This is a genomic window from Tardiphaga alba (genome assembly GCF_018279705.1).
GTDB lineage: Bacteria > Pseudomonadota > Alphaproteobacteria > Rhizobiales > Xanthobacteraceae > Tardiphaga > Tardiphaga alba.
In genome coordinates this window covers 701178-726375 of the sequence record NZ_CP036498.1, presented here as the reverse complement: position 1 = coordinate 726375, position 25198 = coordinate 701178, and the positions used below count along the sequence as shown (strand labels likewise).

The window sequence follows — 25198 nt, the reverse complement described above, 5'->3', positions numbered from 1 at the left end:
TCACCTGGGTGAATGCTTATTTCGCAACACCAACGTTTAGCTGAGGCACCTTACAGAGCTCACGGTAGAGCGCTTCAACTGGAAACTCCCCGTATGCGTCAGCCACCGATTTTGATCCGTGGCCGGTCATTGCCTCAAGAATGTCCTTCGCCAGGCCGTGGCGGCGCCCGAGCGTTTTCATCCGGTGGCGCCAAGAATGGCTCGGAGAAATACGCGGGTCGGTGATGCCGAGCTGCCGGACGAACCGTCCAATGACCTTCGTCCCATTGCCCCCACGCTTTCCGAATTTATCTGGCGACAACTCAGGAAATATGGGGCCCGCCTTTTTCTGAAGGGCGAACTTCAGAAACCCGCTCTTATCTAGGGCTGGGTGGACCGGGATAATGCGCTCAGATCCCGCCGTCTTTACTGAGCCGGCCTCGGGCATGATCTTGATGCACCAGATGCCATCGATCTCGACTACGTCCTCGCGACGCAGTTGGCAGATCTCAGACACGCGCGCTCCGGAATAAGCTCCGATCCACGGCACCCAACGCTTCACCGGATCGGAAGACGCCATCGCAGCAGTAAGAACAATTTTGGCCTCTTCGTCTGTGAAGCTGCGCTTTTTCTCATTCTGCTTGCTTCGAGTGTCGAGCGAGATGCCGTCCGCAACATTCGAATTAAGCTTCTTGTTGGCGACGCCCCACTGGAGAATTGCCCGAACCGGCGCGAGTTTGGCATCCTGGATCGTCTTGGGCCGAAGACCTTCAGTTAACATGGCTTCTTTCCAGCGAACCATGTCGTCGCCAGTAAGCGCCCGAGCATTGTCATGCTTTAAGAACGCGACCAGCTGTTTCACGACGCGCGACCATTCATACAACGTTTTCTCAACAGGACGGCGCTCTTTAGCCCAACCATCAACCAGATCGCTGAATGCGAATGGCTCTTGAGAGTGCAACGAAGCGAAGATAGGCGAGCTGCTCGCTGCGATAGGCACTGCCGCACTAACGCCTTGTGCCAGCTGCTGCAAAGCGATACTGGCCCGCTGAACTGCAGCTCCGATCGCCCGAGCCAGTATCCTGTTGTCGTTACCAGCCAACCGATGGCCAAGATTTGACGCGCAGCTGTCGGCCCATTCCAGGCACCACCGCTCCATTTCTCGGACTCGTAGTTCATCCCTATCAAGAACGATGTCAGCGTTGTTGTAGAGGAACTCGTAATTCGCCGAGATCAGACTGGGCTGAAAAAGCCGGAGACCTAAGTCCACGCGCCAATCAGTTTGCTGGCTCGGATTTTCCAGGTATCGCTGCAACCATCGGTCATAGAACGGCGCTGCCAAATGGTGCGCCTCACGCTCGGTCAGACTCTTCTCGCCTGACCTAAGGTTGGCCCATTTCGCCTCGATTTCAGCCAAGGCGGCGGCGTGCTTCACTTTCGCTAAAGCGGGATCCTTTGTCCCGAGCGTACGGAGCTCCTCTCGCTTTCCCACAAGCTTGATGAGCTCGTCTGGGACGCGTTTTCGCAACCAATAGATGCCCGTTTTGGGATGCTTGAAAGGACGAGACATGGCGAGAGGCATTGTGTATCACCCGTGTGTATCACCGGGTAGCTCTCAAGTCATTGTTTTTGCTGGATTGTCTTTGGCGCCAAAGGCTTGGGAAGCCGATGGTGCCCAGGGGCGGGATCGAACCACCGACACTGCGATTTTCAGTCGCATGCTCTACCAACTGAGCTACCTGGGCGCCGCCCGCGGCGAACCGGGGGAGCGGCCGGTTTATAGTCAGGCAAATCGGCGCTGTCCACCCGCATGACAGCGATTTTACAGAGAGAATTTCGCCGTCAAAACAACGCCAAGCAACGGGCCGTCACGGCCCGCGGGCGATGCGCCTATTCGCCGTCCTCGTCATCGGTCGGGCGGCCTGGAATCGCGTAATTGCCCGACAGCCAGCGATTGAGATCGACATCGCGGCAGCGCTCCGAGCAGAACGGTTTTGACGCCGCGACCGATGGCTCGTCGCAGATCGGGCAGGGTTTGGCGCGCGGCACCACGTTGTCCTTGGCCTTAACTGGCATTCAACCAGCCGAACCGGATCGGGAACCCCTCGCCGGCGAGCAGCGTGGTGGTTTCATAGAGCGGCAGGCCGACCACGCTCGTATAGGAGCCGACCATCTTCACCACGAAGGAGCCGGCAATGCCCTGGATCGCATAGCCACCGGCTTTGCCGCGCCATTCGCCGGAGCCGATATAGGTGTTGATGTCGTCTTCGGTCAGCCGCTTGAAGCGGACGCGGGTCTCGACCAGCCGCTGGCGAAAGCCTTCTTTCGGCGTCACCAGGCAGATCGAGGTGTAGACGCGGTGGTTGCGGCCGGACAGCAGCCGCAGGCATTGCGAGGCTTCGTCTACAAGCTCCGCCTTGGGCAGGATGCGGCGGCCGACCGCGACCACGGTGTCGGCCGCGAGGATGAACGACCCGCGCAACTCGTCATCGAGCTGGACCGATTTCAGCGCGGCATCCGCCTTGGCGCGGGCCAGGCGATTGGCGCAGGCGCGCGGCAGCTCACCGCGCTTCGGCGTCTCGTCCACATCGGCCGGCCGCAGCGCATCGGGCTCGATGCCGGCCTGACCCAGCAGGCTGACACGGCGGGGCGAACCGGAGGCGAGAACGAATTTGGGACGGCCGAGCATGCGAGGCGATGATCCTGAAATTGCGGCCGGAACCTATCGGATGCCCCCTGCTTCGACAACCGCGGAAGCTGTTCCACGGGAGGTGAGATGGTGGGACTGAATGCGGCCGCGAGACGAGCAGTTCTTTCTTTTCCTTCCCCGGAGCGAAGCGACTGGGGAGGGTGGCTTGAAGCGAGCGTTCAGCGAGCTTCAAGACGGGTGGGGTGCTGCCACAAACGCTGACGTCACGTGTGTTCAACCGGGATGATAATCGACACTTTGGACCGGGATGATGGTCGACAGTTTTTGGCTTGGTTCCGGGTCAGGCGGGCGGTACGCATTCTCGCGTGGCGGACCGAATCTACGGAAGACACGCAGCCGGTCGATCAGCCCGATATCGTAGTCGCAGAAGCGCACGATATGGTCGCCGGTTTCGAGCTCGGCGATGCCGACCAGCTCCCCCACCAGCGCCAGGCTGATAAAAACGGGCTGCTTGTGCCAGATGATCTCGCCGCTGCTGCGGATCCGCCGGATCTCGTGATCGGCGTCATACCAGGGATCCTCGAGACGATCCGGCATCCGTCGCGTCGATGCCGTGTAAAGATCGGCCGGAGGGACCTGACCGATCGCCTCGTGCGGTCGCTCGTCATTGTAGTGCGCCCTGAAGGCGTCGAACCGGGCCTGCTGCTCTGCCGCAGTGGCGGCCGGTGGTCGGGACGTCTGCCGCTTCAATGTGCGATGCATGCGTTCGTGGCGACCGTTTTCCTGCGGCGAGGCCGGATGCACGAAGTGCGGCACAATGCCGAGTTTGAGCCACCACGCCGACAGCCGGGTCAGTCCACCCGCGCCGTTGGAGCCGAACGGCGCGCCATTGTCGCTGCGGATCGCCAGGGGCAGACCATGGCGCTGGAACACCGCGGTCAATGCCTGGCGCGTGCCGTCGATCGTCATCGGCACGATCTGCACACCAAGCAGATAGCGGCTCGCGCTGTCGGTCAGCGTGAGTGGATCGACCCGCGTGCCGTCACCGGTGCGGAACCAGCCTTTGAAGTCGATCGCCCATTCGTCGTTGGCCACATGGACGGCAGTGAACGGCCGTTGTTGATCGAGCGGGCGCCGGCGTCGCCTGACCGGTGCGATCAATCCGGCCTGCTTCAGCAGGTCGCCGATCGTCGAGGCTGCCGGCCACGCCTGTTCCGGATGGCGACGCTCCAGTATCGCCAGAAGCTTGCGCGGCCCCAGATGCGGAAATCGCCGGCGCAGGGCCACGATGCTCTCGACCCGTGCCGGATCGGTCCGATGCGGACACTGCAACGGCGCATGTGAGCGATCGACAAACCAGTCGCCCACCCCGCTATCGCGGCGTCTGCGCCATTCGTAAAACGTGTCCCGGCCAATGCCGTAGCGACGGCACAACTCCGTCACGCTCCAGTTCCCGCTGGCGTAATCCGACAGCATCCGAACGCGTTCTTCCATACGACAGGTCTCCACGAAAGGCATCGGCGGTCCTCCCTCCGATGCAATCTGACCTGTCGACCATCATCCCGGTCTAATCTGTCGGGAATCTACCCGGATTGTACCGTGGGGAGAGACCCCACCCGGCGCTACGCGCCACCTATGGCGGACGAATTCGTCCGCCAGACCCCACTGCGCCGCTACGCGGCTTGAGGGAGGGAAACTATGGCTTCGGCCGCGAAAACCGCTTCTTTATCCGCAGCATCAACCCATCCATCACCTCCCGATACGCCGCGAGTTTCTGTTCGCGATTGCCTTGCGTATCCGTGGGATCCACCGTCGGCCAGTATTCCACATCCGCCGCCATGGTCCGCGTCAGTTCCAGCGCCTTGTGATGCGCTTCGGGCGACAAGGTGATGATGAGATCGAAATTCATCCCCTCCCAGTCCTCGAGTTCCTCGAAGGTCATGGGCCGGTGTTTCGACAGATCCTGTCCCATCTCGGCCATCACGGCGACGACGAAGGGATCGAGCTCGCCCTTCTTCACGCCGGCCGAGCGGACATAGAGTTTTTGCGGAAACATCTGCTGCAGGAGGCTCGCGGCCATCGGCGAGCGGACGCTGTTCTGCCCGCAGGCAAACAGCACGGATTGTGGCGTTCGCACGACGGGCGGCGCCGACAAGCCTTAACCCTTCCAGTGCAGGACGGAGATGAGGGTGAAGAGCCGCCGCGAGGTCTCGAAATCGACGCGGACCTTGCCGGCCAGGCGTTCCTGCAGCGTGCGCGAGCCTTCGTCATGGATGCCGCGGCGGCCCATGTCGATGGCTTCGATCTTGTCCGGCGTCGCGGTGCGGATGGCCTGATAGTAGCTGTCGCAGATCATGAAATAGTCTTTCACGATCCGGCGGAACGGCGTCAGCGACAGCAGATGCGCAACAACCGGCGTGCCGTCTTCCTTGCGGATGTCGAACATCAGCCGCGAGCCGGTGATGCCGATATGCAGCGTGTAGGGACCGGCCACCGCGCCTTCCGGCGCAAACAGGTTTTCCTCGATCAGGTCGTAGATCGCGATGGCGCGCTCATGCTCGATATCCGGCCCGGAACGGCCGATCGACTCCTCATCGAGCGTCACCGCCACGATGCGATTGTTGGTGTCGTTCCCGGCTGCGGAGGAATCGGTCATTGCAGATTGAGACGTAATCCAACTGAACGTGCGTGGGCATCCAGACCTTCGGCCTTGCCCAGCGTCATCGCAGCCGGTCCCAGCGCTCGCAGCTGATCCGGCCCGCACTTCAGGATCGACGTTCGCTTCATGAAGTCAAGCACGCCGAGGCCCGACGAGAACCGCGCCGAGCGCGCCGTGGGCAGCACATGGTTGGAGCCGCCGACATAATCGCCGATGGCTTCCGGCGTATGGCCGCCCAGGAAAATAGCGCCGGCATTGCGGATTTTGGCCGCAAAGGCCTCGGGATCGGCGGTCATGACCTCGAGATGTTCCGCGGCGATGGCGTTGGCCAGCGGCACGGCGTCGTCAAGTTGTCGCACCAGAATGATGGCGCCGAATTCTTCCCATGAGGCGCGGGCGATATCGGCGCGCGGCAGCGTGGTGAGCTGGGCCTCGACGGCGAGCGCGACATCATCGGCCAGGCGCGTGCTGTCGGTAATCAGGATCGACTGCGCATTGGTGTCGTGCTCCGCCTGGGCCAGCAGGTCGGCGGCGATCCAGTTGGCATTGGCGGTGTCGTCGGCAACCACCAGCACTTCCGAAGGGCCGGCGATCATGTCGATGCCGACGCGGCCGAACACCTGGCGCTTGGCCGCGGCCACATAGGCATTGCCGGGGCCGACGATCTTCGCCACCGGGGCAATGGTATCGGTGCCATAAGCGAGCGCCGCCACGGCCTGTGCGCCGCCGACACGATAGATTTCCGAGACACCGCCGAGCTGCGCTGCGGCCAGCACTAGCGGATTGAGCTTCCCATCCGGCGACGGCACCACCATCACCACGCGATCGACGCCGGCGACCTTGGCCGGCACCGCATTCATCAGCACCGAGGATGGATAGGCTGCGGTGCCGCCGGGCACATACAGGCCGACGGCTTCGACGGCGCTCCAGCGCCAGCCGAGCTCGACGCCGGCTTCATCGGTAAAGCGCTCGTCCTTCGGCATCTGGCGCTTGTGGAACAGCTCGATCCGGTCGCGCGCGAAGCGCAGCGCATCCACGGTCTCGCTGTCGCAGGCGGCCACGGCGGCATCGATCTCGGCGGGCGTGACGCGCAGGCCGGAGGCCTGCAGATCGAGCCGGTCGAACTTGCGGGTGGCCTCCAGCAACGCCTCGTCCCCCGCGCGGCGACATCATCGACGATGGCCCGGGTCGCCGCCTCGATATCGGCGGCAACCTCGCGCTTCATAGCGAGGAAGGCTTTGAATTGCTGAGGAAAATCAGCGCTGGCGGCATCAAGGCGAAGTGGCATTGTGGTATCCCGGCGAAGCCCGACAGCGGCCTCCCCTGCTCAATGGCGCGGGGGATGGATGGCGTCAAGGCTGGGGGCAACGGAACGCCGCGGCGTCTTAATCCCTCCCCCTTGCGGGGAGGGTGGCCGGCCCCCTTGGGCCGGTCGGGTGGGGGTGCCCCAGGTGACGTCAGAGTTTGGGGCAGCACCCCACCCGTCACTCGCTGCGCTCGTGCCACCCTCCCCGCTGCGCGGCTTCGCCGCTTGAGGGAGGGAAAAGAAGCTACGCCTCCAGGTCCGACGCCTCTTCCTCGCCACCCAGCTCGTCCGGCCCCAAATCTGCCAGCTCGCATTCCAGGCATTCGACATCGAGCCGCAGCGCGCCGCGGCCGTCGAACAGCAGCAAGGCGTTGCCGCCCGGCGCTTCGTTTTCGTTGAATTCGATGCCCAGCATCGTCAGCGCCACATCCCCGCTTGCGAGATCGATGTTGCGGGACTTGCAGGCCAGCACGCGATCGAAGCGCAGCGCCGAGATCAACCGGCGCGGCTCCATCTCGCCTGAGATCGTCTGGTCCCAGTCGAGCCGGTTCATGCCGATCACCAGACGCTTCTCGGCAGGCCGCCAGACGATATCGGCCACAACAACGCTGGCGTCCTGCACATGCGCGGAGATCACCGCGAGGTCGTCCGCATCCATGGCTATGAGTTTGCGTCGCCCCGTCACGATGTCCCCCAAAATCCGTCATTGCGAGGAGCCACTTGGCGACGAAGCAATCCAGAATCCAACGAAGAAAGAACTGGATTGCTTCGTCGCTGCGCTAAAGGGAAAGCGAAGGCTTTCCCTGACCTTGCAATGACGAGGTTATGATGGCGCTATCCGCTAATCCGCTCGATCTGCGCGCCGCAGGCCGATAGCTTCTCTTCCAACCGCTCGAAGCCGCGGTCGAGATGATAGATGCGGTTGACCATGGTCTCGCCTTCGGCGACGAGGCCGGCGATCACCAGCGACACCGACGCGCGCAGGTCGGTCGCCATCACGGGCGCGCCACGCAATTTGCCGATGCCGTCGATGGTGGCGGTCTCACCGTCGAGATGAATGCGCGCGCCAAACCGGGCCAGCTCTTGCACATGCATGAAGCGGTTCTCGAAAATGGTCTCGGTGATGTGCGACGCGCCCTTGGCCGTCGTCATCAGCGCCATCAGCTGCGCTTGCAGGTCGGTCGGGAAACCGGGGAACGGCGCCGTTGCAACGTCGACCGCCTTGATGCCGGCGCCGTTGCGCGTGATGCGGATGCCTTCGTTATTCGGCGTCACCGTCGCGCCGGCCTCGACCAGCACATCGAGCGCCGCCTGCAGCAGCTCCGGACGCGCGCCGGACAGCTGCACATCGCCGCCGGTCATCGCGACCGCCATGGCATAGGTGCCGGTTTCGATGCGATCCGGCAGCACGGTGTGGCGGGCGCCATGCAGCCTGGCGACGCCCTTGATGGTGATGGTCGGGGTGCCGGCGCCGGTGATATCAGCGCCCATCTTGTTCAGGCAGTCGGCGACATCGACGATTTCGGGTTCGCAGGCCGCATTGGTGATGACCGTGGTGCCCTTCGCCAAGGTCGCCGCCATCAGCGCCACATGGGTGCCGGACACGGTGACCTTCGGGAAATCGATCTCGGCGCCGGTGAGGCCGCCGGGCGCCTTGGCGATCACGTAGCCGCCATCGATGGTCAGTTCGGCGCCGAGTTTTTCCAGCGCCATGATGAGCAAATCCACCGGGCGAGTGCCGATGGCGCAGCCGCCGGGCAGCGAGACCTTGGCCTCATGCATGCGCGCCAGAAGCGGCGCGATCACCCAGAACGACGCGCGCATGGTCGAGACCAGCTCATAGGGCGCCGTGGTGTCGATGATGTTCTTGGCGGAGATATGCAGGGTCTGGCCCTGATATTCGTGGTCGCCCGGGCGCTTGCCGGCCGACATGATGTCGAGGCCGTGATTGCCCAGGATGCGCTGCACCTGCGCGACATCGGCGAGGCGCGGCACGTTGTCGAGGATCAGCGTCTCGTCGGTCAGCAGAGCTGCAATCATCAGTGGCAGCGCGGCGTTCTTCGCCCCCGAGATCGGGATCGTGCCATTGAGTTTATTGCCGCCGACGATGCGAATGCGATCCATACTGATTCCCGCTGAATGCTGAGCGCCCTATATAGGGCATGACGCCCACCCCGCGCAAAAGCTTCGCATTTACGGCTTTTCGATGGGAACTCCCTCTTTGTTCTCCCTCTCCCGCAAGCGGGGGAGGGAAAACCAGCGGCCGAGCCCGTTCAGGCCACCCCACCGCCCAGCGGCCGGAATTTCCGCACCGCCAGGAATGTCACCACCACGAAGGCCACCAGCACAACGCCCTGCACGATGGCGAAAGGCGGCTCCGCGGGCGGCACGCTTGGCGCCAAGGCATGCAGCACCGGCACTTTCAGGAAGCTCTGGATCACCAGCACGAAGATGTTGAGGTAGAGCGAGGTCATCGCCGTGACCACATAGATCCAGCGCCATGAGCCCGTGAGCTTGCGGCCGTACAGCGCGACGCAGGCGATCGCCAGCAGCAGCAGCGAAATGATGCCGATCACATGGGACGGCAGCAGTTTCTCGACCGGGAAGAAGAAGCCGGTGACGCTGGTGAGGATGGTGGTCAGCAGGAAGATGCCGGTCCAGCCGGGCATCGGCCGCGACGTGAGCAGACCGACCATGGCGATGAGGCCGGTGACGATGCCGATCAGGCTGATGACCACATGCAGCAGCGTGAAGGTCGCGAGACTCATACCCAGAACCATGATGCACCCCTGCGTTAGAACGCCTCAAATCTAGGGTGCGGACATGACATTTGGCAATGTTGAAGCGAGCGGCATTTGCATCAATTAACGGCCGTTTGCGCGACGTCAGTCATAGCGCGGGATCGGTCCGTTATGCGGGGTCATGCGATCGGACAGATCGAACATCACCTCGTCCACATAGCACCAGCCCCAGCCTTCCGGCGGATCATAGCCCTCGATGATCGGGTGTTTGGTGGCGTGAAAATGCTTGGTGGCGTGCTTGTTCGGCGACTGGTCGCAGCAACCGACATGGCCGCAGGTCCGGCAGATGCGCAGATGCAGCCAGGGACTGCCGATCTTGAGGCATTCCTCGCAGCCGAGCGCGCTCGGAGTGACGTCGCGGATGCCGGAGACATGGGTGCATCGGATCGTCATCGCATTCTCCTACAAAGTCGGCCGCGCGCTATCGCCGAGAAAGCCGTGCAGCGCCGCCACCACCTGCGCGCCTTCGCCGATGGCGCCGCCGACGCGCTTCACCGAGCCCGACCGCACATCGCCCACCGCATAGACGCCGGGCACCGTGGTCTCCAGCGCCTGTACCGCACGGCCATCGGTGGGCATGCCAGTGATGACAAAGCCGCCGCGATCCAGCGTCACGCCGCAATCGGCAAGCCAGTCGGTGGCGGGATCGGCGCCGACGAAGAGGAAGAGATTGCGGATCTCCGACGTTTCGTCCTCGCCGGACAGGCGGCTGCGCAATGTCACCCGCGACAGGCCCGCTTCCGTATCGCCATCCAGCGCGACGACTTCGGTGTTGAAGACGAGTTCGATATTGGCCGTGGATTCGATGCGGTCGATCAAATAGCGCGACATCGACGCCGCCAGCCCGCCGCCGCGGATCACCATCCGCACCTTCGCCGCCTGCGACGCCAGAAACACCGCCGCCTGCCCGGCCGAATTGCCGCCGCCGACCAGGATGATCTCCTGCTCCTTGCACAGCCGGCCCTCGATGGGCGACGCCCAGTACCAGACGCCGCGGCCTTCGAAATCGGACAGCCGATCGATGTCCGGCCGGCGATAGCGGGCGCCCGATGCGATCACGATGGCGCGCGCCTTTAGCACCTCGCCATCGTCCAGCGCCAGGCCGAACAGGCCGTCGGTCCGCGCGCAATCGAGCTGCCCCACGGTGACGGGAATCATCACCTCGGCGCCGAATTTCTGCGCCTGGTTGAAGGCCCGCGCCGTCAGCGCATGGCCGGAAATGCCGGTGGGAAAGCCGAGATAATTCTCGATCCGCGCGCTGGCGCCGGCCTGGCCGCCAAAGGCGCGGGAATCGCAGACCGCGATCGACAGCCCCTCGGAGGCGCCATACACCGCCGTCGACAACCCCGCTGGGCCGCTGCCGACAATGGCCACGTCATAGACCTTGTCCTTGTCCATCGGCCGCAGCATGCCCATGGCGTGGGCCAGTTCGGACAGCGACGGGTTCTTCAGCACCGCGCCATCCGGCACCACCACCAGCGGCAGCTCCTGCGGCGACGGCGCATAGCGCGCGACCACGTCGGCAGCGTCCTTGTCTGCCTGCGGATCCAGCAGGTGATAGGGATAGCCATTGCGCGTCAGAAAACCTTGCAGCCGCACCATGTCGCTGGCCACCGGCGAGCCGATCAGCGCGGGACCACCGACGCCGCCCTGCAGGAGATTGACCCGGCGCAGGATCAGCGCCCGCATGATGCGCTCTCCGAGATCGGCCTCGGCCACCAGCAGCGCGCGCAAGCGCTCGGGAGGAATCAGCAGCGTCTCGACATCGCCCTCGGCGCGGCCATCCACCAGCGCCATGCGGCCGGAGAGCTGGCCGATCTCGGCCAGAAACTGGCCTGCGCATTGATCCGCCACCGGCGACACATGACCGAAGCCGTCGCGCTGGGTGACGCAGACATGGCCGGACAACACCACGAACATGCCGGGACCGGGCTTGCCGGTCTCGAACAGCATGTCGCCGTCCTTATAATGCACGACATCGCCGAACCGGCGCATCCGCTCGATCTCGGCCGATGTGAGCGCGGGAAAGGTCTGGTCATAACGCGGCGTCAGCATCGCCGCCTTTTTGTGCTCGGGGATGCTGTTCGGGTCCAAGGTTTTGAGGTCCATTGGGGGTCTCGCCTGCGCGCTGAATGGGGCCGATTATTCCCGGTCGGGCTCGTCTTGTCTTGAACGCTTGTCCGCGTCGCTATCAGGCTCCGATGACACCCCGGCCTCGGCGGCGGCGAGATCGGCACGGCCGCGCAGCTGGGATTTCCGTTTTTTCAGATTATCCCGCAGCGCCTGCCGCAAGCGGGCCTGGCGGGCTTGGTCGCGTTCGTTCAGCGTGGGAGGACGGTCGGCCATCGGACAAGCTTCGCATAACGGGCTGAATGCGGGAATGTCCCCGCGGTTCTAGCACCTCTAGCACCCCGGACGGCCGCGAATAAAACAGGTTTACGGGCGCCACGAGGCTGAAATCGCGGGCGGAACCGGTGCGGATGCGCGATCCCGTACAAATCCTTCATAATGATGCCGCCAGAGGCCGTCTCGCGCTTGCACCAGCGCAGATCGTGTGGCACAGAACGCCTCGCTTGGCGGGCCGCCCTTGAGGCCGATTCCCGCAATCAGCACGCTGCCGTAGCTCAGTGGTAGAGCACTCCATTGGTAATGGAGAGGTCGACAGTTCAATCCTGTCTGGCAGCACCATTTATTTGCACCTGCTTTGTTGGCCGGTCGACAATCGAAGCATCCAGATATCAAGCGCCGAAAAGCTGGCCGCCATCGCGAGTCCTGCGCGTCGGCGAAAGAATGGCTGCCGCGCTCTTTCAGGCTACACATGTGAACGAAGCGCGCCTCAATATGAGCAGAGCTGCCGACTCAGTCGCCGCAAGACTGTGGCGACAACGCGCCCGCCAAGAGCAAACAAGACAGCACGCGGTACCTAAAAACCGGTGCGCGATGCGGGGACAGCTATTGGCGCTTTCTTGCGCTTCACGCGTCGATCACAAGAAATCTACCTAGAGCGAAACCAAATCGTTACGGGTTGCTGCAGGGCGCCTGCGGACAGTCGTAAGTCACTGAAAATTAATAGCTCTTTTAGTTTTAATTAATTTGTCGCTAAGGATGATTTTGCGCTGCGTCTCATTCTGTCGGGTTGTAGGCGGCTGTGGCGAATGGGTGACAGCAATTGGTGCAAAACCTGTCTATCTCGACGCCATAGGACGGAGCCCACCAAGCGTGCTTCGGTCTAAAATAGTTTTCTGGAGAAGAAAAAATGAAGAAGTTCCTGCTGGGCACCGCTGCCCTCCTCGCGATGGGCGCTTCGGCTTCGGCCGCTGACCTCGCCGCTCGTCCCTACACCAAGGCTCCGGCTTACGTCGCTGCCCCGATCTACAACTGGACCGGTTTCTACATCGGCGGTCACGTCGGTGGCGCCTTCAACGGCAACAACGGCTTCGGCGGCACCTCGGACAACTCCGACGGTCGCTTCCTCGGCGGTCTGCAGGTCGGCGCTGACTACCAGTTCGCCCCGAACTGGGTGATCGGTGTTGAAGGTCAGTACAGCTGGCTCGGCAACAACAACACGAACGTCGCGTTCGTGCCGGTTGTGAACGGTCCGGTTTCGTCGACCTACAACCTGAACCAGAAGGGTATCGCTTCGGTGACCGGCCGTCTCGGCTACACCTGGGGTCCCGCACTGCTCTACGTGAAGGGTGGTTGGGCCTATCAGGACGTCAGCGAAACGCTGGTTGCTGGCGTTGCCGGCGCTCCGATCGCATTCGACGGCGGCACCAAGAAGAACGGCTACACCGTTGGCGCCGGTCTCGAATACCTGTTCACCCAGAACTGGTCGGGCAAGGTTGAATACCAGTACTACGACTTCGGCAGCACCACCCTGCAGCCGGCTGCGACTGGCCTCGCGACCGCCGTTTCGTCCAAGAACGACACCCACGTCGTCAAGGCCGGCCTGAACTACCGCTTCAACTGGGGTGGCCCGGTTGTCGCGAAGTACTAAGTTTCGCGCCTGATTTCAGGCTCAGACTTGCGGAAAGGCCGGCGGAAACGCCGGCCTTTTTGTTTGCCCACCGCTTTTACGATTCGCTAACCGCACAAGCGCCGTGGCTGCGGAGAGGCCCCACAAGGGTGCCCGCTTACCCGAATGTTAACTCGGTAACGACATACTCTTCACGCGATCCGCCATGAACCACCGCGGACGCGGGGAGCGTCATGACGTTGAAGTCGTTTTTCGGAAAGTTCGGCCGCATGTCGCGTCCGCGCTTTGGCATCCGCGGTAGCCTGTTTGCCGCTTTCGCTGTCATCGCCGGCATGGCGATCCTGATCAGTGCCGGCGCCGGCGCGATTCTCGGCCAGCTCGGCCAGATGATGACCGACCTGAACGGCCGCGACATCCCGAAACTCACCGCCACGCTCGAACTCGCCACCGCCAGCGAAAGCCTGGCCGGCCAGGGCCCGATGCTGCTCGCCTCCGCCAATGTCGAGACGCTGAAAAGGCGCTCCGAGCGCATGCGCGCGACCCATAAGCTCGCCGTCGAAAAGCTCGACGCTATTACCAAGCTCGGCGCAGACAAGGCCGTGGTCGCCGCGCTCGCTGATTCCGTGAAAAATATCGAGGACACGATCCGCAGCCTCGGCGCCGCGACGCAGGAGAAGATCGACACCGCCGTCCAGCACCAGAAGCTTTATGACGCGCTCCGCGCGGCGGCCAACAACTTCGTCAAGAAGGCCGAGCCGGCCATTGCCGATGCGCAGACCGGCATGGACGCCACTTTGCGCGCCGTCGTGTTCTCGGCGGAAGATTCCGGCGAAGCCTCGCGCATCATCGTGCAGATCGGCAATGTGGTCGCTGACACCAACCTGATCTCATCCGATCTGATGGCCGCGCTATCTGCCGGCACGGGTGAAGCGCTCTCGCCTATCGAGGAGAACTTCAAGACGGCGCAGCAGCGCGTGAAAACGAACCTGACGGCGCTTGAAGGCGCTATCAGCAGCATTCCCGAATTGCGCAAGGCCGCCGAGCAGATCCTCGCGCTCGGCAACGGCAAGGAAAGCGTGTTCAAGATCCGCCAGAAGGAGATCGACACGCTCGAATATGGCGAGCTGATCCTCGACGAAACCCGCAAGCTCAATGCCGGCCTCGGCATCAGCGTCAAACAGCTGGTCGAGAAGGTGCGTGTGGAAACCGACGCAGCCACGGCCAATGCGCAAACCACGATCACGCTGTCCACACAGATCATGCTGGCATTGGGCGCGCTGACCCTGATCGGTTCGGCACTGTTCGTCTGGCTCTATGTCGGCCGCAGCATCCTGCGCCGCATCGCGCAATTGCAGAAGGCGATGCAGCTGCTCTCCAGCGGCGATCTGGAAACCCGGATGGCGCGTAGCAAGCAGCAGGACGAAATCACCGTGATGGCCGACTCGCTGGAAGTGTTCCGCGAGAACATGATCAATGCCCGAAATATGAGCGCGGAGCAGGATCGCGACCGCATCGCCAAGAACGAACGTGCGGCGCGGGTCGAGACCCGCATCCACGACTTCGAAGGCAAGGTGCGCAGCGCGCTCGAAAAGCTGCAGACCGCAGCCAATTCAATGCAAACCACGGCGCAGGACATGTCGGCCACCGCCGATCGCTCCAGCACGCTGGTCAGCGCCGTGGCGGCCGCGGCGGAAGAGACATCGGTGAATGTGCAGACCGTCTCCGCCGGCACCGAAGAACTGACATCGTCGATCGCCGAGATCAGCCGGCAGGTGGTGACGTCCTCGCAGATCGCCGCCAAGGCGGTGAGCGAAGCCGGCGAGACCGACGCCACGATGCAGGGCCTGGCTGAAAGCGCCAACCGCATCAGCGTGGTCATCGACCTTATCCAGACCATTGCCTCGCAGACGAATCTGCTTGCGCTCAATGCCACCATCGAGGCGGCGCGCGCGGGCGATGCCGGTCGCGGCTTTGCGGTGGTTGCCTCGGAAGTGAAGGGCCTCGCCGAACAGACCGCGAAGGCGACGGATGAAATCCGCACGCAGATCGTCGCCATGCAGCAGGTTACCTCTACCGCGGTGGGCGCAATTAGAAATATCGGCCAGACCATCACCGAGATCAACGAAGTCAGCACGGCGATTGCAACGGCTGTCGAGCAGCAAGGCGCAGCGACACGCGAGATCGCGCGAAATATCCAGCACGCGGCAGGCGGCACCAGTGAAGTGTCGAGCAACATCGTCGGCGTCAGCGATGCGTCGTCTCAGGCGGGTGTCGCAGCCAGCGACGTGCTCGGTGCATCCGGCGAACTCCGGCGCGAAGCCGACATACTACGTGGCGAGATTGACGAATTTCTCACCAGCATTCGTGCGGCGTAACACCCGCACAGCCTTGACGCGCAGCGCCTGACAATACGCGCCGCGCGTCCTTGTCTTCGCCATACAATTCATGGACTGCTCCGCGCGCAGTCCATGATCTTCGGGCTGCGCAAGCTGCAAGGACTGCTTCATGCCCACCTCATCCGTCACATCGATTCATCAGCCGCGTCACGACTGGCAACGGCACGAGGCCGACGCGCTCTATGCGCTGCCGTTCTCGGACCTCATCTTCCAGGCGCAAAGCGTCCATCGCAGCAATTTCGATCCGAATCACATCGAGACCGCGAGCCTGCTTTCGATCAAGACAGGCGGCTGCGCGGAAGATTGCGGCTACTGTTCGCAAAGCGCGCATTACAATACGGGCCTCAAGGCTACCAAGCTGATGGACCAGGACGCCGTGGTCGCCACCGCGCAGCGCGCGAAAGATGCCGGCGCCAGTCGCTTCTGCATGGCGGCGGCATGGCGCAATCCGAAGGACAAGGATCTGGATCGCGTCTGCGACATGGTGAGCGCGGTAAAATCGCTCGGCATGGAAACCTGCGCGACGCTCGGCATGCTCACCGACGATCAGGCCAAGCGCCTGCATGATGCCGGGCTCGATTTCTACAACCACAATGTGGACACCTCGCCGGAATTCTACGGCAAGATCATCACCACGCGTACGATGCAGGACCGCATCGACACGCTGTCGCGCGCCCATGATGCCGGCCTCAAGACCTGCTGCGGCGGCATCATCGGCATGGGCGAAGCGGTGGACGATCGCCTCGGCATGCTGCTGCTGCTCGCCAACATGCCGCATCATCCGGATAGCGTGCCGATCAATATGTGGAACGAGGTGAAGGGCGTGCCGGTGAACGACACTGCCGAGCGCCCTGATGCCATTGCGCTTGCCCGCATGATCGCGGTGGCGCGTATCATGATGCCGAAGAGCGTGGTGCGGCTTTCCGCCGGACGGCAATACATGACCGACGAGTTGCAGGCGCTGTGCTTCCTGGCCGGCGCCAACTCCATCTTCATCGGCGACGTGCTGCTCACCACCAAGAACCCGCAGACCGACCGCGACGCCAATCTGCTGGATCGCCTCGGGATGACCTCGGGCATATCAGCAACGGACGCCGCCCCGGCCATGCGCGCCAGCGCATAACAGTATGCCCTGCGCCGGCCCTTTTTGGGCTGGCGCGGGGGTCCTTCGCCCGGTAAGCCGGATGCAAAGGACAAAAAGACGATGACAGACGCCAGCACCAAGCCTTCAGAAGGCAAGCCAGCCGATCCGCTGACCTATCCCATCGAGAGCCACCCCGGCCCCGATCAGGTGGTGGACATCGCCCCCGGCATCAAATGGCTCCGGCTCGACCTCCCCTTTCGCCTCAACCATGTGAACATCTATCTGCTCGAAGATGGCGACGGCTGGGCCATGGTGGATACCGGCTTCGGCAATGACGCCACCATCGCCGCATGGACCAAGCTGTTCGACGGCCCACTCAAGGGCATCACCATTTCGAAGGTGATCGTCACCCACGCGCATCCCGATCATGTCGGCCAGGCCGGCTGGATGGTGCAGCGCTTCGGCTGCCCGTTCTACATCTCGCAGGTCGAATATCTGCAGGGCGTCTATCACCAGAACCGCCGCACCGAAGAGCGTCTGGTGAACATGCGCCAGTTCTTCCTGCGCCATGGCATGGATGCCGACCTCACCGAGCAGCTGCTCGGCCGCGGCCAGGACTATCTGAAGAAGACCGTGCCGCTGCCCGCCGCCTATCGCCGGCTCCGCCATGGCGACACGCTGGCCATCGGCAAGCGCAATTTCGAGATCATCACCGGTGCCGGCCATTCGCCGGACCAGGTCACGCTCTACTCGGCCGCCGACAAGATCTATCTCTCCGCAGATCAGGTGCTGAGCAAGATTTCGCCCAATGTCAGCGTCTGGGCGCATGAGCCCGATGAGAATTCTCTCGGGGCCTATTTGACATCGCTCAATGCCATTGCAGCCGCATTGCCCGAAGATACGCTGGTGCTGCCTGGGCATGGCGTGCCGTTCTACGGCCTCCAGATCCGGATCAAGCAGCTCGCCGACCATCACGAGGAGCGCTGCGGCCTGATCGCGGATGCCTGTCGCACCGAGGCCAAGACGTCAGCGCAACTCGTGCCGGTCGTGTTTCACAAGCACAAGCTGGACGCTCACCAGACCGGCTTCGCCGCCGGCGAATTGATCGCCCACGTCAACTACATGCTGGCCGAAGGCCGGCTGAGCCAGGAACTGTGCAGCGACGGCAAGCTGCGGTTTACAGCCACCTGATCTGTCCTGCCGGCGCGTTGGGCAATTTGCCCAATTGCGCCTCGACAGCCAGACTGGAAAGGCTCTAAAACGCAGACCGAGCTGGGTTTCGGGTTCCGTTTTGGGTGTTTTTCCGATGGATTACAGCAAGTTCTTCAGCGACGCGCTTTCCCGCCTTCATGACGAGCGCCGCTACCGTGTTTTCGCCGATCTCGAGCGCATCGCCGGCCGGTTCCCGCATGCGGTCTGGCACACGCCGAAAGGCCCGCGCAACGTCGTCATCTGGTGCTCCAACGACTATCTCGGCATGGGCCAGCACCCGAAAGTGGTCGGCGCCATGGTCGAAACCGCGACCCGCGTCGGCACCGGCGCCGGCGGCACCCGCAACATCGCTGGCACCCATCATCCGCTCGTGCAGCTCGAGGAAGAACTCGCCGACCTCCACGGCAAACAGGCAGCGCTGCTGTTCACCTCCGGCTATGTCTCCAACCAGACCGGTATCTCCACGCTCGCCAAACTGATGCCGAACTGCCTGATCATTTCGGATGCGCTCAACCATAATTCGATGATCGAAGGCATCCGCCAGTCCGGCTGCGAGCGCGTCGTGTTCCGCCATAACGACGTCGCCCATCTCGAAGAATTGCTGAAGGCCGCCGATCCCGCCCGGCCGAAGCTGATCGCCTGCGAGAGTCTGTATTCGATGGACGGCGACGTGGCGCCATTGTCTGCGATCTGCGATCTCGCCGAGCGCTACAATGCCATGACCTATGTGGATGAGGTGCATGCCGTCGGCATGTATGGCCCGCGCGGCGCCGGCATTGCCGAGCGCGATGGCGTCATGCATCGCATCGACGTCCTCGAAGGCACGCTGGCCAAGGCCTATGGCTGCCTCGGCGGCTATATCGCCGCCAGCAAGGACATCGTCGATGCCGTGCGCTCCTATGCGCCGGGCTTCATCTTCACCACCGCATTGCCGCCGGCGATCTGCTCGGCTGCGACGGCTGCCATCAAGCATCTCAAGACTTCGACCTGGGAACGCGAGCGCCACCAGGACCGCGCCGCGCGCCTGAAGGCCGTGCTCACAGCCGCCGGCATTCCGGTGATGTCCACCGACACCCATATCGTGCCGGTTTTCGTCGGCGACGCCGAACTGTGCAAGAAGGCCAGCGATCTCCTTCTGGAAGATCACGGCATCTATATCCAGCCGATCAACTATCCCACCGTGGCCAAGGGCGAAGAGCGCCTGCGCATCACGCCGTCGCCCTATCATGACGACGTACTGATCGATCATCTGGCGGAAGCGCTGCTGCAGGTGTGGGACCAGCTCGGCATGCCGCTGCGCGCCAAGGCGATGGCGGCGGAATAAGGCTGCGCCTTGTAGCCCGGATGAAGCAAAGCGAAATCCGGGGACCGGCGATATGCTGATGCTCTGATTCCCGGATTGCGCTGCGCTCCATCCGGGCTACGATCACCGCATCAACAGGAAGCACTCCCTTGGACATCATCTGGAAAGGCATTCTCGGCGGCCTGCTCACCGCGCTGATCGCCTTCCTGTCCAAGCGCGGCAATACGCTGCCGGGCATCTTGCCGCTGTTTCCGACCTTCGCGATCATCGCGCTGGCCATTGTCGGCGCCAAGGGCGAGGCGTCCGGGTTTCGCGAGGCCTGTCTCGCCGGTGCCAAGACTATCCCGGCCTATCTGGCCTTTCTCGGCACCTGCTATCTGACCATCGGATCGATCGATTACCGGCTCGCGATTGCGGCCGGGGTCACCGCATGGCTGGTGGTGATCGTGATCAGCTTTCATGCGCTCCCGCAGTAGGGCGGATGAGCGCAGCGTAATCCGCCGCGGAGCCTCCGCCATGCACTCGGCCGGCGGATTACGCTTCGCTCATCCGCCCTACGACTACTATGCGCCATCTCAGCCGTCATCGGACTGACATCCAACCGCCTTACGCGATGCCTTTCGGATCGAGACCCATGACAGATACGCCCAAAGCGCCGAAGCTCGCCAAGACCTTCATCCATCCCACCGCGACATCGCGCGAGGTGGAGATCGGCACGAGTTGCGAGATCCTTGAGAACACCCACGTCGAATACAGCGCGCTGGGCGACTACAGCTATCTCGGCCCCAACTGCATGGTGGCGGATGCGCGGATCGGAAAATTCTGCGCCATTGCCGCTTCGGTGCGCATCGGCGCGCCCAATCACCCGATGGACCGGCCATCGCTGCACCGCTTTACTTACTGCCCCGAATATTACAGCTCCGACGCCACGCGCGACGCCGGCTTCTTCGCGGATCGCCGCACTGACGTCGTCACCATCGGCCATGATGTCTGGATCGGGCATGGCGTAATCGTGCTGCCGGGCGTCACCGTCGGTGATGGAGCCGTGCTCGCGGCCGGCGCCGTGGTGAGCCGCGACGTCGCCCCCTACAGCATTGTCGGCGGTGTTCCGGCAAAACTGATCCGCCCGCGCTTCCCGGCGGAGATCGCCACCCGCCTCGCCCGCATCGCGTGGTGGGACTGGCCGTTCGAGACCATCATGGAACGGCTCGGCGACTTTCAGGGCGCCGGGATCGAGGCGTTCTGCGAGAAATGGGATCGATAGCGGACAATAGGCATCCATTCCGTAGCCCGGATGGAGCGAAGCGTAATCCGGGGACCGGCGATATGCTGACGCCCTGAATCCCGGATTGCGCTTCGCTCCATCCGGGCTACAGGCTACATTCCCGCTCCCGCGCGGACATCCGTCCGCCGCCTGGAGCCAGCCGCATGCTGCACGACTGGGGCGTGATCGTTGCCGCCCTCTGCTATATCGGGTTTCTGTTCTGCGTCGCCTCCTATGGCGACCGGCTCGGCCTGTTCCAGCGCGGTCTTGCCGGCAAGCTGATCTATCCGCTGTCGCTGGCGATCTACTGCACGTCTTGGACCTTCTTCGGCTCGGTCGGCGTCGCCAGCCGCACCAGCGTGGACTTTCTCGCGATCTATATCGGCCCGATCCTGCTGTTCGTGTTCGGCGCGCCGCTGCTGCGCCGCGTGATCCACCTCGCCAAATCGCAGAACATCACCTCCATCGCCGATTTCATCGCCGCCCGCTACGGCAAGAGCCAGGCGGTGGCCGCGACCGTCGCCGTGATCGCCATCATCGGCTCGGTGCCGTATATCGCGCTTCAGCTCAAAGCCGTCGCATCCTCGCTGGAAACCATTTTGGGCGACGACAAGGCCATTGCCGGCGTCCCCATCGTCGGTGACATGGCGCTGGTAGTCACCCTCGCCATGGCGGTGTTCGCCGTGCTGTTCGGCACCCGCCAGGCCAATGCCACCGAGCATCAGCATGGCCTGATGCTGGCGGTTGCCACCGAATCCATCATCAAGCTCGTGGTGTTCATCACCGCCGGCGCTTTCGTCACCTTCGTGATGTTCTCGCCATCGGAGCTCTATGAGCGGGCGATGAAGACGCCGGAGGCACTGCGCGCCATCGAATACTCGCCGTCCATCGGCAATTTTCTCACCATGGTGCTGCTGTCGTTCTGCGCCATCATGCTGTTGCCGCGCCAGTTCCATGTCAGCGTGGTGGAGAACGCCGGCGATGCCGGCGTCGCCCGCGCGCGCTGGATGTTTCCGCTCTACCTGGTCGCCATCAACCTGTTCGTCATTCCGATCGCGATCGCAGGCCTCGTCACCTTCCCGTTCGGCGCTGTCGATAGCGACATGTATGTGCTGGCGCTGCCCATCGAGGCGGGCTCGCATGCGCTCAGCATGGCTGTGTTTATCGGCGGCCTCTCCGCCGCCACCGCCATGGTGATCGTCGAATGCGTGGCGCTGGCCATCATGGTATCCAACGACATCCTGTTGCCTCTGGCGCTGCGCCGCCGCGGCATGCCGCCAAATGGCGAAACCGACTACGGCAACTTCCTGCTCAAGGCACGCCGCTTCGCCATCTTCGCCATCATGGTGATGGCCTATTTCTATTTCCGGGCGCTCGGCAATACGCAGCTCGCCGCCATCGGCCTGCTGTCCTTCGCCGCCATCGCGCAATTCGCGCCCGCTTTCTTCGGCGGCCTGATCTGGCGTCGCGCCACCGCACGCGGCGCCATGGGCGGCATGGTGGTCGGCTTTATCGTGTGGGCTTATACGCTGTTCATTCCGAGCTTCCTCGATACATCGACGGCGGGCGTGCTGTTTCTGCAGCACGGCCCGTTCGGCATCGACGCGCTGCGCCCGCAGGATCTGTTCGGCTCCGACCTGCCGCCCCTGCTGCACGGCACGCTCTGGAGCCTGTCTCTCAACATCCTCACTTACATCGTGCTGTCGCTGATGCGCGCACCGTCCTCCATCGAGCGCCTTCAGGCCGACACCTTCGTGCCGAACACATTGACGCCGATCACGCCATCGTTCCGGCGCTGGCGCACCACGGTCACCGTGCAGGACATCCTCAACACGGTGACGCAATATATCGGCGAGGCCCGCACCCGCGAGAGTTTCGACGCCTTCGCCATGCGTCGCCGCGTCGATCTCGATCCCACAGCCCCCGCCGATTTCGAGACGCTCAAACACGCCGAATATCTGATCGCATCCTCCATCGGCGCGGCCTCGTCGCGCGTGGTGATGTCGCTGCTGCTGCGCAAGCGCACGGTGTCCGCCGAAGCGGCGCTGAAACTGCTCGACGATTCCCATGCCGCGCTGCATTTCAACCGCGAGATCCTGCAGACCGCGCTCAATCATGTGCGCCAGGGCATCGTCGTCTTCAATCCCGACCTGCAGCTGATCGTTTCCAACCAGCATTTCGGCGAGTTGCTCGGCCTGCCGCCGCAGATCGTGCAGATCGGCATTCCGCTGCGGGAGATCCTTGAATTCATCGACATTCACAGCGTGCCGCCTTCGGGCGACTATGAAGCGCGCCTGAAGACGCGGCTGAAAGCCTACACCACGGTCGGCACGCCCTATCTTGAACGGCTGAAAGATCGCCATCTCGTCATCGAGGTGCGCGCCAACAAGATGCCCGATGGCGGGCTGGTGCTGACCTTCACCGACGTCACGCCGAGCTTCGAGGCGGCGGAAGCGCTGGAACGCGCCAATGCCACGCTGGAAAAGCGCGTGCGCGAGCGCACCGAAGAACTGACGCGGCTGAACAGCGAACTGGCGCGCGCCAAGAGCACGGCGGAAGACGCCAATATCTCCAAGACGCGCTTCCTCGCCGCGGCCGGCCACGACATTTTGCAGCCGCTGAATGCGGCGCGGCTCTATGTGACGAGTCTCGTCGAGCGCAAAGGCGGCGGCGAGGATGCGCGGCTGGTCGAGAATATCGACGAATCGCTGGAGGCCATCGAGGAAATCCTCGGCGCGCTGCTCGATATCTCGCGCCTGGATGCCGGCGCCATGATGCCGGCGATCTCGTCGTTCCGCATCGGCGATCTCATGCGGTCGCTGGAAATCGAATATGCCCCGATCGCGCAGGCCAAGGGCATCGAGCTCATCTTCGTGCCGTGTTCGCTGCCGGTGGAATCCGATCGCCTGCTGCTGCGCCGGCTGCTGCAGAACCTGATCTCCAACGCGATCAAATACACGCCGAAGGGCCGCGTCCTGGTCGGCTGCCATCGCCGCGGCGCGGCGCTGCGCATCGGCGTTTATGACACCGGCGTCGGCATCCCGATTCTCAAGCGCGGCGAGATCTTCAAGGAATTCCACCGGCTCGAACAGGGCGCCCGCATCGCCCGCGGTCTCGGTCTCGGCCTCTCCATCGTCAAGCGCCTCGCCCATGTGCTCAATCACGGCATCGCGCTGGATTCCAATCGTGGCGGCGGCTCGTTCTTTTCGGTGACGGTGCCGGTGGCGCAGGCCATCAACCACACCGCCGTGGTGACATCAGCGACGCCGCTGTCGAAGGCGCCGATGTCCGGCACCCTGATCGTCTGCATCGAAAACGATCCGGCGATTCTCGACGGCATGAAGACGCTGCTGCAGGCGTGGGGATCGGACGTCGTCGCGGTGCCCGATCCGGAAGCCGGCATGGAGGCGATCGCCGAGATCCAGGCCTCGGGCCGCCGTCTCACCGGCATCCTGGTCGATTATCACCTCGACCGCGGCAACGGCATCGCCGCCATCCGCGCCATTCGCAACCGTTTCGGCAAGGATATCCCTGCAATCCTGATCACCGCCGACCGTAGCCCGCATGTGCGCTCCGCCGCACGGCAGGAGAAGATCGCGGTGCAGAACAAGCCGGTGAAGCCCGCAAGCTTGCGGGCGCTGTTGGGACAGTGGCGGTCACAGCAGATGGTGGCGGCGAAGTAGACGCGCACTCCGTTGTCATCGACCGCGAAAGCGGGCGATCCAGTAAACACAGTTGTTCGTGATAGAGCCGAAAAGTCGTCACTTACTGGGTCACCCGGTCAAGCCGGGTGACGACAGTTGAGAGAGCGAAGCCTTACGCCGCTCCGTCCTGCTTCCACGGACCGCCGGCGATTTTTGCGGCGGCGATCACGGCTTGGGTGCGGCTTTCCACACCCAGCTTCTGCAGGATCGCCGAAACATGCGCCTTGATGGTCGCTTCCGACACGCCGAGTTCATAGGCGATCTGCTTGTTGAGCAAACCTTCCGACAGCATCATCAACACGCGGACCTGCTGCGGCGTCAGGGTCACCAGACGGTCGCGCAGCTTGCTCATTTCCGGATCGGCTGCGGCGCTCATGTCCACATCCGGCGGAACCCAGACGTCACCGTCCAGCACCTTCATGATCGCATCGCGCAGCGTATCGACGCCGAAGCGCTTCGGGATGAAACCGGACGCGCCGAAATCCAGCGACTGCCGGATGGTACCGACATCGTCGCTCGCCGATACGATCACCACCGGGATCGCCGGATACTGCGCTCGAAGATAGATCAGGCCGGAGAAGCCGGAGATGCCGGGCATCGACAGATCGAGCAGCACCAGATCGACGTCGGAATCTTCTTCCAGCATCCGGGTCAGGTCTTCGAAAGTTCCCGTCTCGTCGATGGTCGTGGTGGGAAGCACGCTGCTCACACCCTGCCGCAACGCTCCGCGGAACAGCGGATGGTCATCGGCAATGATCAGACGCGTGGGAGCAAGTACCGTCATCGAGTTCCGTCAGTGCCAGAGGTCGCCCGAGTCTAACGCCTCAGGGCCACCGTGTTGAGCAAGCACGCCAAAAGCGCATT

General features: G+C 63.2%; 21 protein-coding genes, 2 tRNA genes and 1 pseudogene. 9 read left to right on the top strand and 15 right to left on the bottom strand.

Annotated features, from left to right (window positions below):
* Window positions 1-16: 16 nt before the first annotated feature.
* The 14 genes and pseudogenes from RPMA_RS03460 to RPMA_RS03395 all read right to left on the bottom strand — a co-directional run bounded on the left by RPMA_RS03460 (window position 17) and on the right by RPMA_RS03395 (window position 11741).
* Window positions 17-1561 (bottom strand): site-specific integrase, encoded by a 1545-nt coding sequence (locus RPMA_RS03460; protein WP_211911549.1) that lies wholly within the window; start codon window positions 1559-1561, stop codon window positions 17-19.
* Between the two features lie 87 nt (window positions 1562-1648).
* Window positions 1649-1724, bottom strand: a tRNA-Phe gene (locus RPMA_RS03455).
* A 145-nt stretch (window positions 1725-1869) separates the two neighbouring features.
* Entirely contained in the window at window positions 1870-2055 is a 186-nt protein-coding gene (gene yacG, locus RPMA_RS03450; RefSeq protein ID WP_211911548.1) for a DNA gyrase inhibitor YacG, read from the bottom strand.
* Entirely contained in the window at window positions 2045-2668 is a 624-nt protein-coding gene (locus RPMA_RS03445; RefSeq protein WP_211911547.1) for a Maf-like protein, read from the bottom strand. The genes yacG and RPMA_RS03445 overlap by 11 nt, the downstream gene beginning before the upstream one ends.
* 234 nt (window positions 2669-2902) lie before the next feature.
* Window positions 2903-4105, bottom strand: coding sequence for an integrase core domain-containing protein (locus tag RPMA_RS03440; RefSeq protein ID WP_249225537.1), 1203 nt, complete (start codon window positions 4103-4105; stop codon window positions 2903-2905).
* 220 nt (window positions 4106-4325) lie between these two features.
* On the bottom strand, window positions 4326-4784 hold the full coding sequence (locus tag RPMA_RS03435) for an arsenate-mycothiol transferase ArsC (protein WP_211911546.1): 459 nt from the start codon (window positions 4782-4784) through the stop codon (window positions 4326-4328).
* Window positions 4785-4787: 3 nt separating this feature from the next.
* Entirely contained in the window at window positions 4788-5285 is a 498-nt protein-coding gene (locus RPMA_RS03430; RefSeq protein ID WP_211911545.1) for a UPF0262 family protein, read from the bottom strand.
* Window positions 5282-6576 (bottom strand): annotated as a pseudogene (gene hisD / locus RPMA_RS03425) (histidinol dehydrogenase). The gene RPMA_RS03430 and the pseudogene hisD overlap by 4 nt, the downstream one beginning before the upstream one ends.
* 262 nt (window positions 6577-6838) lie before the next feature.
* Window positions 6839-7252, bottom strand: coding sequence for a DUF2948 family protein (locus tag RPMA_RS03420; protein WP_408056502.1), 414 nt, complete (start codon window positions 7250-7252; stop codon window positions 6839-6841).
* A 176-nt stretch (window positions 7253-7428) separates the two neighbouring features.
* The gene (gene murA / locus RPMA_RS03415) at window positions 7429-8718 is read right to left on the bottom strand and encodes a UDP-N-acetylglucosamine 1-carboxyvinyltransferase (protein ID WP_211911544.1); all 1290 of its coding nucleotides are present in this window, start codon (window positions 8716-8718) and stop codon (window positions 7429-7431) included.
* A gap of 149 nt (window positions 8719-8867) precedes the next feature.
* A complete protein-coding gene (locus RPMA_RS03410; protein ID WP_211911543.1) occupies window positions 8868-9374 on the bottom strand; it encodes a hypothetical protein in 507 nt (168 codons plus the stop codon).
* A 105-nt stretch (window positions 9375-9479) separates the two neighbouring features.
* A complete protein-coding gene (locus tag RPMA_RS03405; protein WP_211911542.1) occupies window positions 9480-9788 on the bottom strand; it encodes a UBP-type zinc finger domain-containing protein in 309 nt (102 codons plus the stop codon).
* A gap of 9 nt (window positions 9789-9797) precedes the next feature.
* Entirely contained in the window at window positions 9798-11450 is a 1653-nt protein-coding gene (locus RPMA_RS03400) for an FAD-dependent oxidoreductase (RefSeq protein WP_249225681.1), read from the bottom strand.
* A gap of 87 nt (window positions 11451-11537) precedes the next feature.
* Window positions 11538-11741, bottom strand: a complete 204-nt coding sequence (locus RPMA_RS03395) for a hypothetical protein (RefSeq protein WP_211911540.1) — start codon at window positions 11739-11741, stop codon at window positions 11538-11540.
* Window positions 11742-12008: 267 nt separating this feature from the next.
* Here RPMA_RS03395 and RPMA_RS03390 point away from each other — a divergent pair.
* The 9 genes from RPMA_RS03390 (at window position 12009) to RPMA_RS03350 (ending at window position 24313) form a co-directional block, all read left to right on the top strand.
* Window positions 12009-12083, top strand: a tRNA-Thr gene (locus tag RPMA_RS03390).
* 568 nt (window positions 12084-12651) lie between these two features.
* The gene (locus tag RPMA_RS03385) at window positions 12652-13392 is read left to right on the top strand and encodes an outer membrane protein (RefSeq protein ID WP_211911539.1); all 741 of its coding nucleotides are present in this window, start codon (window positions 12652-12654) and stop codon (window positions 13390-13392) included.
* A 212-nt stretch (window positions 13393-13604) separates the two neighbouring features.
* Window positions 13605-15746 carry a methyl-accepting chemotaxis protein gene (locus RPMA_RS03380; protein ID WP_211911538.1) on the top strand — a complete coding sequence of 714 codons (2142 nt, stop codon included), beginning with the start codon at window positions 13605-13607 and terminating at the stop codon, window positions 15744-15746.
* A gap of 130 nt (window positions 15747-15876) precedes the next feature.
* Complete coding sequence (gene bioB / locus RPMA_RS03375; RefSeq protein ID WP_211911537.1) at window positions 15877-16890, top strand: biotin synthase BioB; 1014 nt, start codon at window positions 15877-15879, stop codon at window positions 16888-16890.
* A gap of 81 nt (window positions 16891-16971) precedes the next feature.
* On the top strand, window positions 16972-18042 hold the full coding sequence (locus RPMA_RS03370) for an MBL fold metallo-hydrolase (protein ID WP_211911536.1): 1071 nt from the start codon (window positions 16972-16974) through the stop codon (window positions 18040-18042).
* Between the two features lie 115 nt (window positions 18043-18157).
* Window positions 18158-19387, top strand: a complete 1230-nt coding sequence (gene hemA, locus RPMA_RS03365) for a 5-aminolevulinate synthase (RefSeq protein WP_211911535.1) — start codon at window positions 18158-18160, stop codon at window positions 19385-19387.
* Window positions 19388-19515: 128 nt separating this feature from the next.
* Window positions 19516-19842, top strand: coding sequence for a GlpM family protein (locus RPMA_RS03360; protein ID WP_211911534.1), 327 nt, complete (start codon window positions 19516-19518; stop codon window positions 19840-19842).
* Window positions 19843-20000: 158 nt separating this feature from the next.
* Window positions 20001-20630 carry a DapH/DapD/GlmU-related protein gene (locus tag RPMA_RS03355; RefSeq protein WP_211911533.1) on the top strand — a complete coding sequence of 210 codons (630 nt, stop codon included), beginning with the start codon at window positions 20001-20003 and terminating at the stop codon, window positions 20628-20630.
* A gap of 164 nt (window positions 20631-20794) precedes the next feature.
* On the top strand, window positions 20795-24313 hold the full coding sequence (locus tag RPMA_RS03350) for a PAS domain-containing hybrid sensor histidine kinase/response regulator (protein ID WP_211911532.1): 3519 nt from the start codon (window positions 20795-20797) through the stop codon (window positions 24311-24313).
* Window positions 24314-24446: 133 nt separating this feature from the next.
* Here RPMA_RS03350 and RPMA_RS03345 read toward each other — a convergent pair whose 3' ends face one another.
* On the bottom strand, window positions 24447-25118 hold the full coding sequence (locus RPMA_RS03345; RefSeq protein WP_211911531.1) for a response regulator: 672 nt from the start codon (window positions 25116-25118) through the stop codon (window positions 24447-24449).
* Window positions 25119-25198: the final 80 nt, after the last annotated feature.

Bases quoted from the DNA above. Each gene is read 5' to 3' on its own strand.
- RPMA_RS03460 (WP_211911549.1), bottom strand. From the start codon at position 1,561: ATGCCTCTCGCCATGTCTCGTCCTTTCAAGCATCCCAAAACGGGCATC.
- yacG (WP_211911548.1), bottom strand. From the start codon at position 2,055: ATGCCAGTTAAGGCCAAGGACAACGTGGTGCCGCGCGCCAAACCCTGC.
- RPMA_RS03445 (WP_211911547.1), bottom strand. From the start codon at position 2,668: ATGCTCGGCCGTCCCAAATTCGTTCTCGCCTCCGGTTCGCCCCGCCGT.
- RPMA_RS03440 (WP_249225537.1), bottom strand. From the start codon at position 4,105: ATGCTGTCGGATTACGCCAGCGGGAACTGGAGCGTGACGGAGTTGTGC.
- RPMA_RS03430 (WP_211911545.1), bottom strand. From the start codon at position 5,285: ATGACCGATTCCTCCGCAGCCGGGAACGACACCAACAATCGCATCGTG.
- RPMA_RS03420 (WP_408056502.1), bottom strand. From the start codon at position 7,252: ATGGATGCGGACGACCTCGCGGTGATCTCCGCGCATGTGCAGGACGCC.
- murA (WP_211911544.1), bottom strand. From the start codon at position 8,718: ATGGATCGCATTCGCATCGTCGGCGGCAATAAACTCAATGGCACGATC.
- RPMA_RS03410 (WP_211911543.1), bottom strand. From the start codon at position 9,374: ATGGTTCTGGGTATGAGTCTCGCGACCTTCACGCTGCTGCATGTGGTC.
- RPMA_RS03405 (WP_211911542.1), bottom strand. From the start codon at position 9,788: ATGACGATCCGATGCACCCATGTCTCCGGCATCCGCGACGTCACTCCG.
- RPMA_RS03400 (WP_249225681.1), bottom strand. From the start codon at position 11,450: ATGCTGACGCCGCGTTATGACCAGACCTTTCCCGCGCTCACATCGGCC.
- RPMA_RS03395 (WP_211911540.1), bottom strand. From the start codon at position 11,741: ATGGCCGACCGTCCTCCCACGCTGAACGAACGCGACCAAGCCCGCCAG.
- RPMA_RS03385 (WP_211911539.1), top strand. From the start codon at position 12,652: ATGAAGAAGTTCCTGCTGGGCACCGCTGCCCTCCTCGCGATGGGCGCT.
- RPMA_RS03380 (WP_211911538.1), top strand. From the start codon at position 13,605: ATGACGTTGAAGTCGTTTTTCGGAAAGTTCGGCCGCATGTCGCGTCCG.
- bioB (WP_211911537.1), top strand. From the start codon at position 15,877: ATGCCCACCTCATCCGTCACATCGATTCATCAGCCGCGTCACGACTGG.
- RPMA_RS03370 (WP_211911536.1), top strand. From the start codon at position 16,972: ATGACAGACGCCAGCACCAAGCCTTCAGAAGGCAAGCCAGCCGATCCG.
- hemA (WP_211911535.1), top strand. From the start codon at position 18,158: ATGGATTACAGCAAGTTCTTCAGCGACGCGCTTTCCCGCCTTCATGAC.
- RPMA_RS03355 (WP_211911533.1), top strand. From the start codon at position 20,001: ATGACAGATACGCCCAAAGCGCCGAAGCTCGCCAAGACCTTCATCCAT.
- RPMA_RS03350 (WP_211911532.1), top strand. From the start codon at position 20,795: ATGCTGCACGACTGGGGCGTGATCGTTGCCGCCCTCTGCTATATCGGG.
- RPMA_RS03345 (WP_211911531.1), bottom strand. From the start codon at position 25,118: ATGACGGTACTTGCTCCCACGCGTCTGATCATTGCCGATGACCATCCG.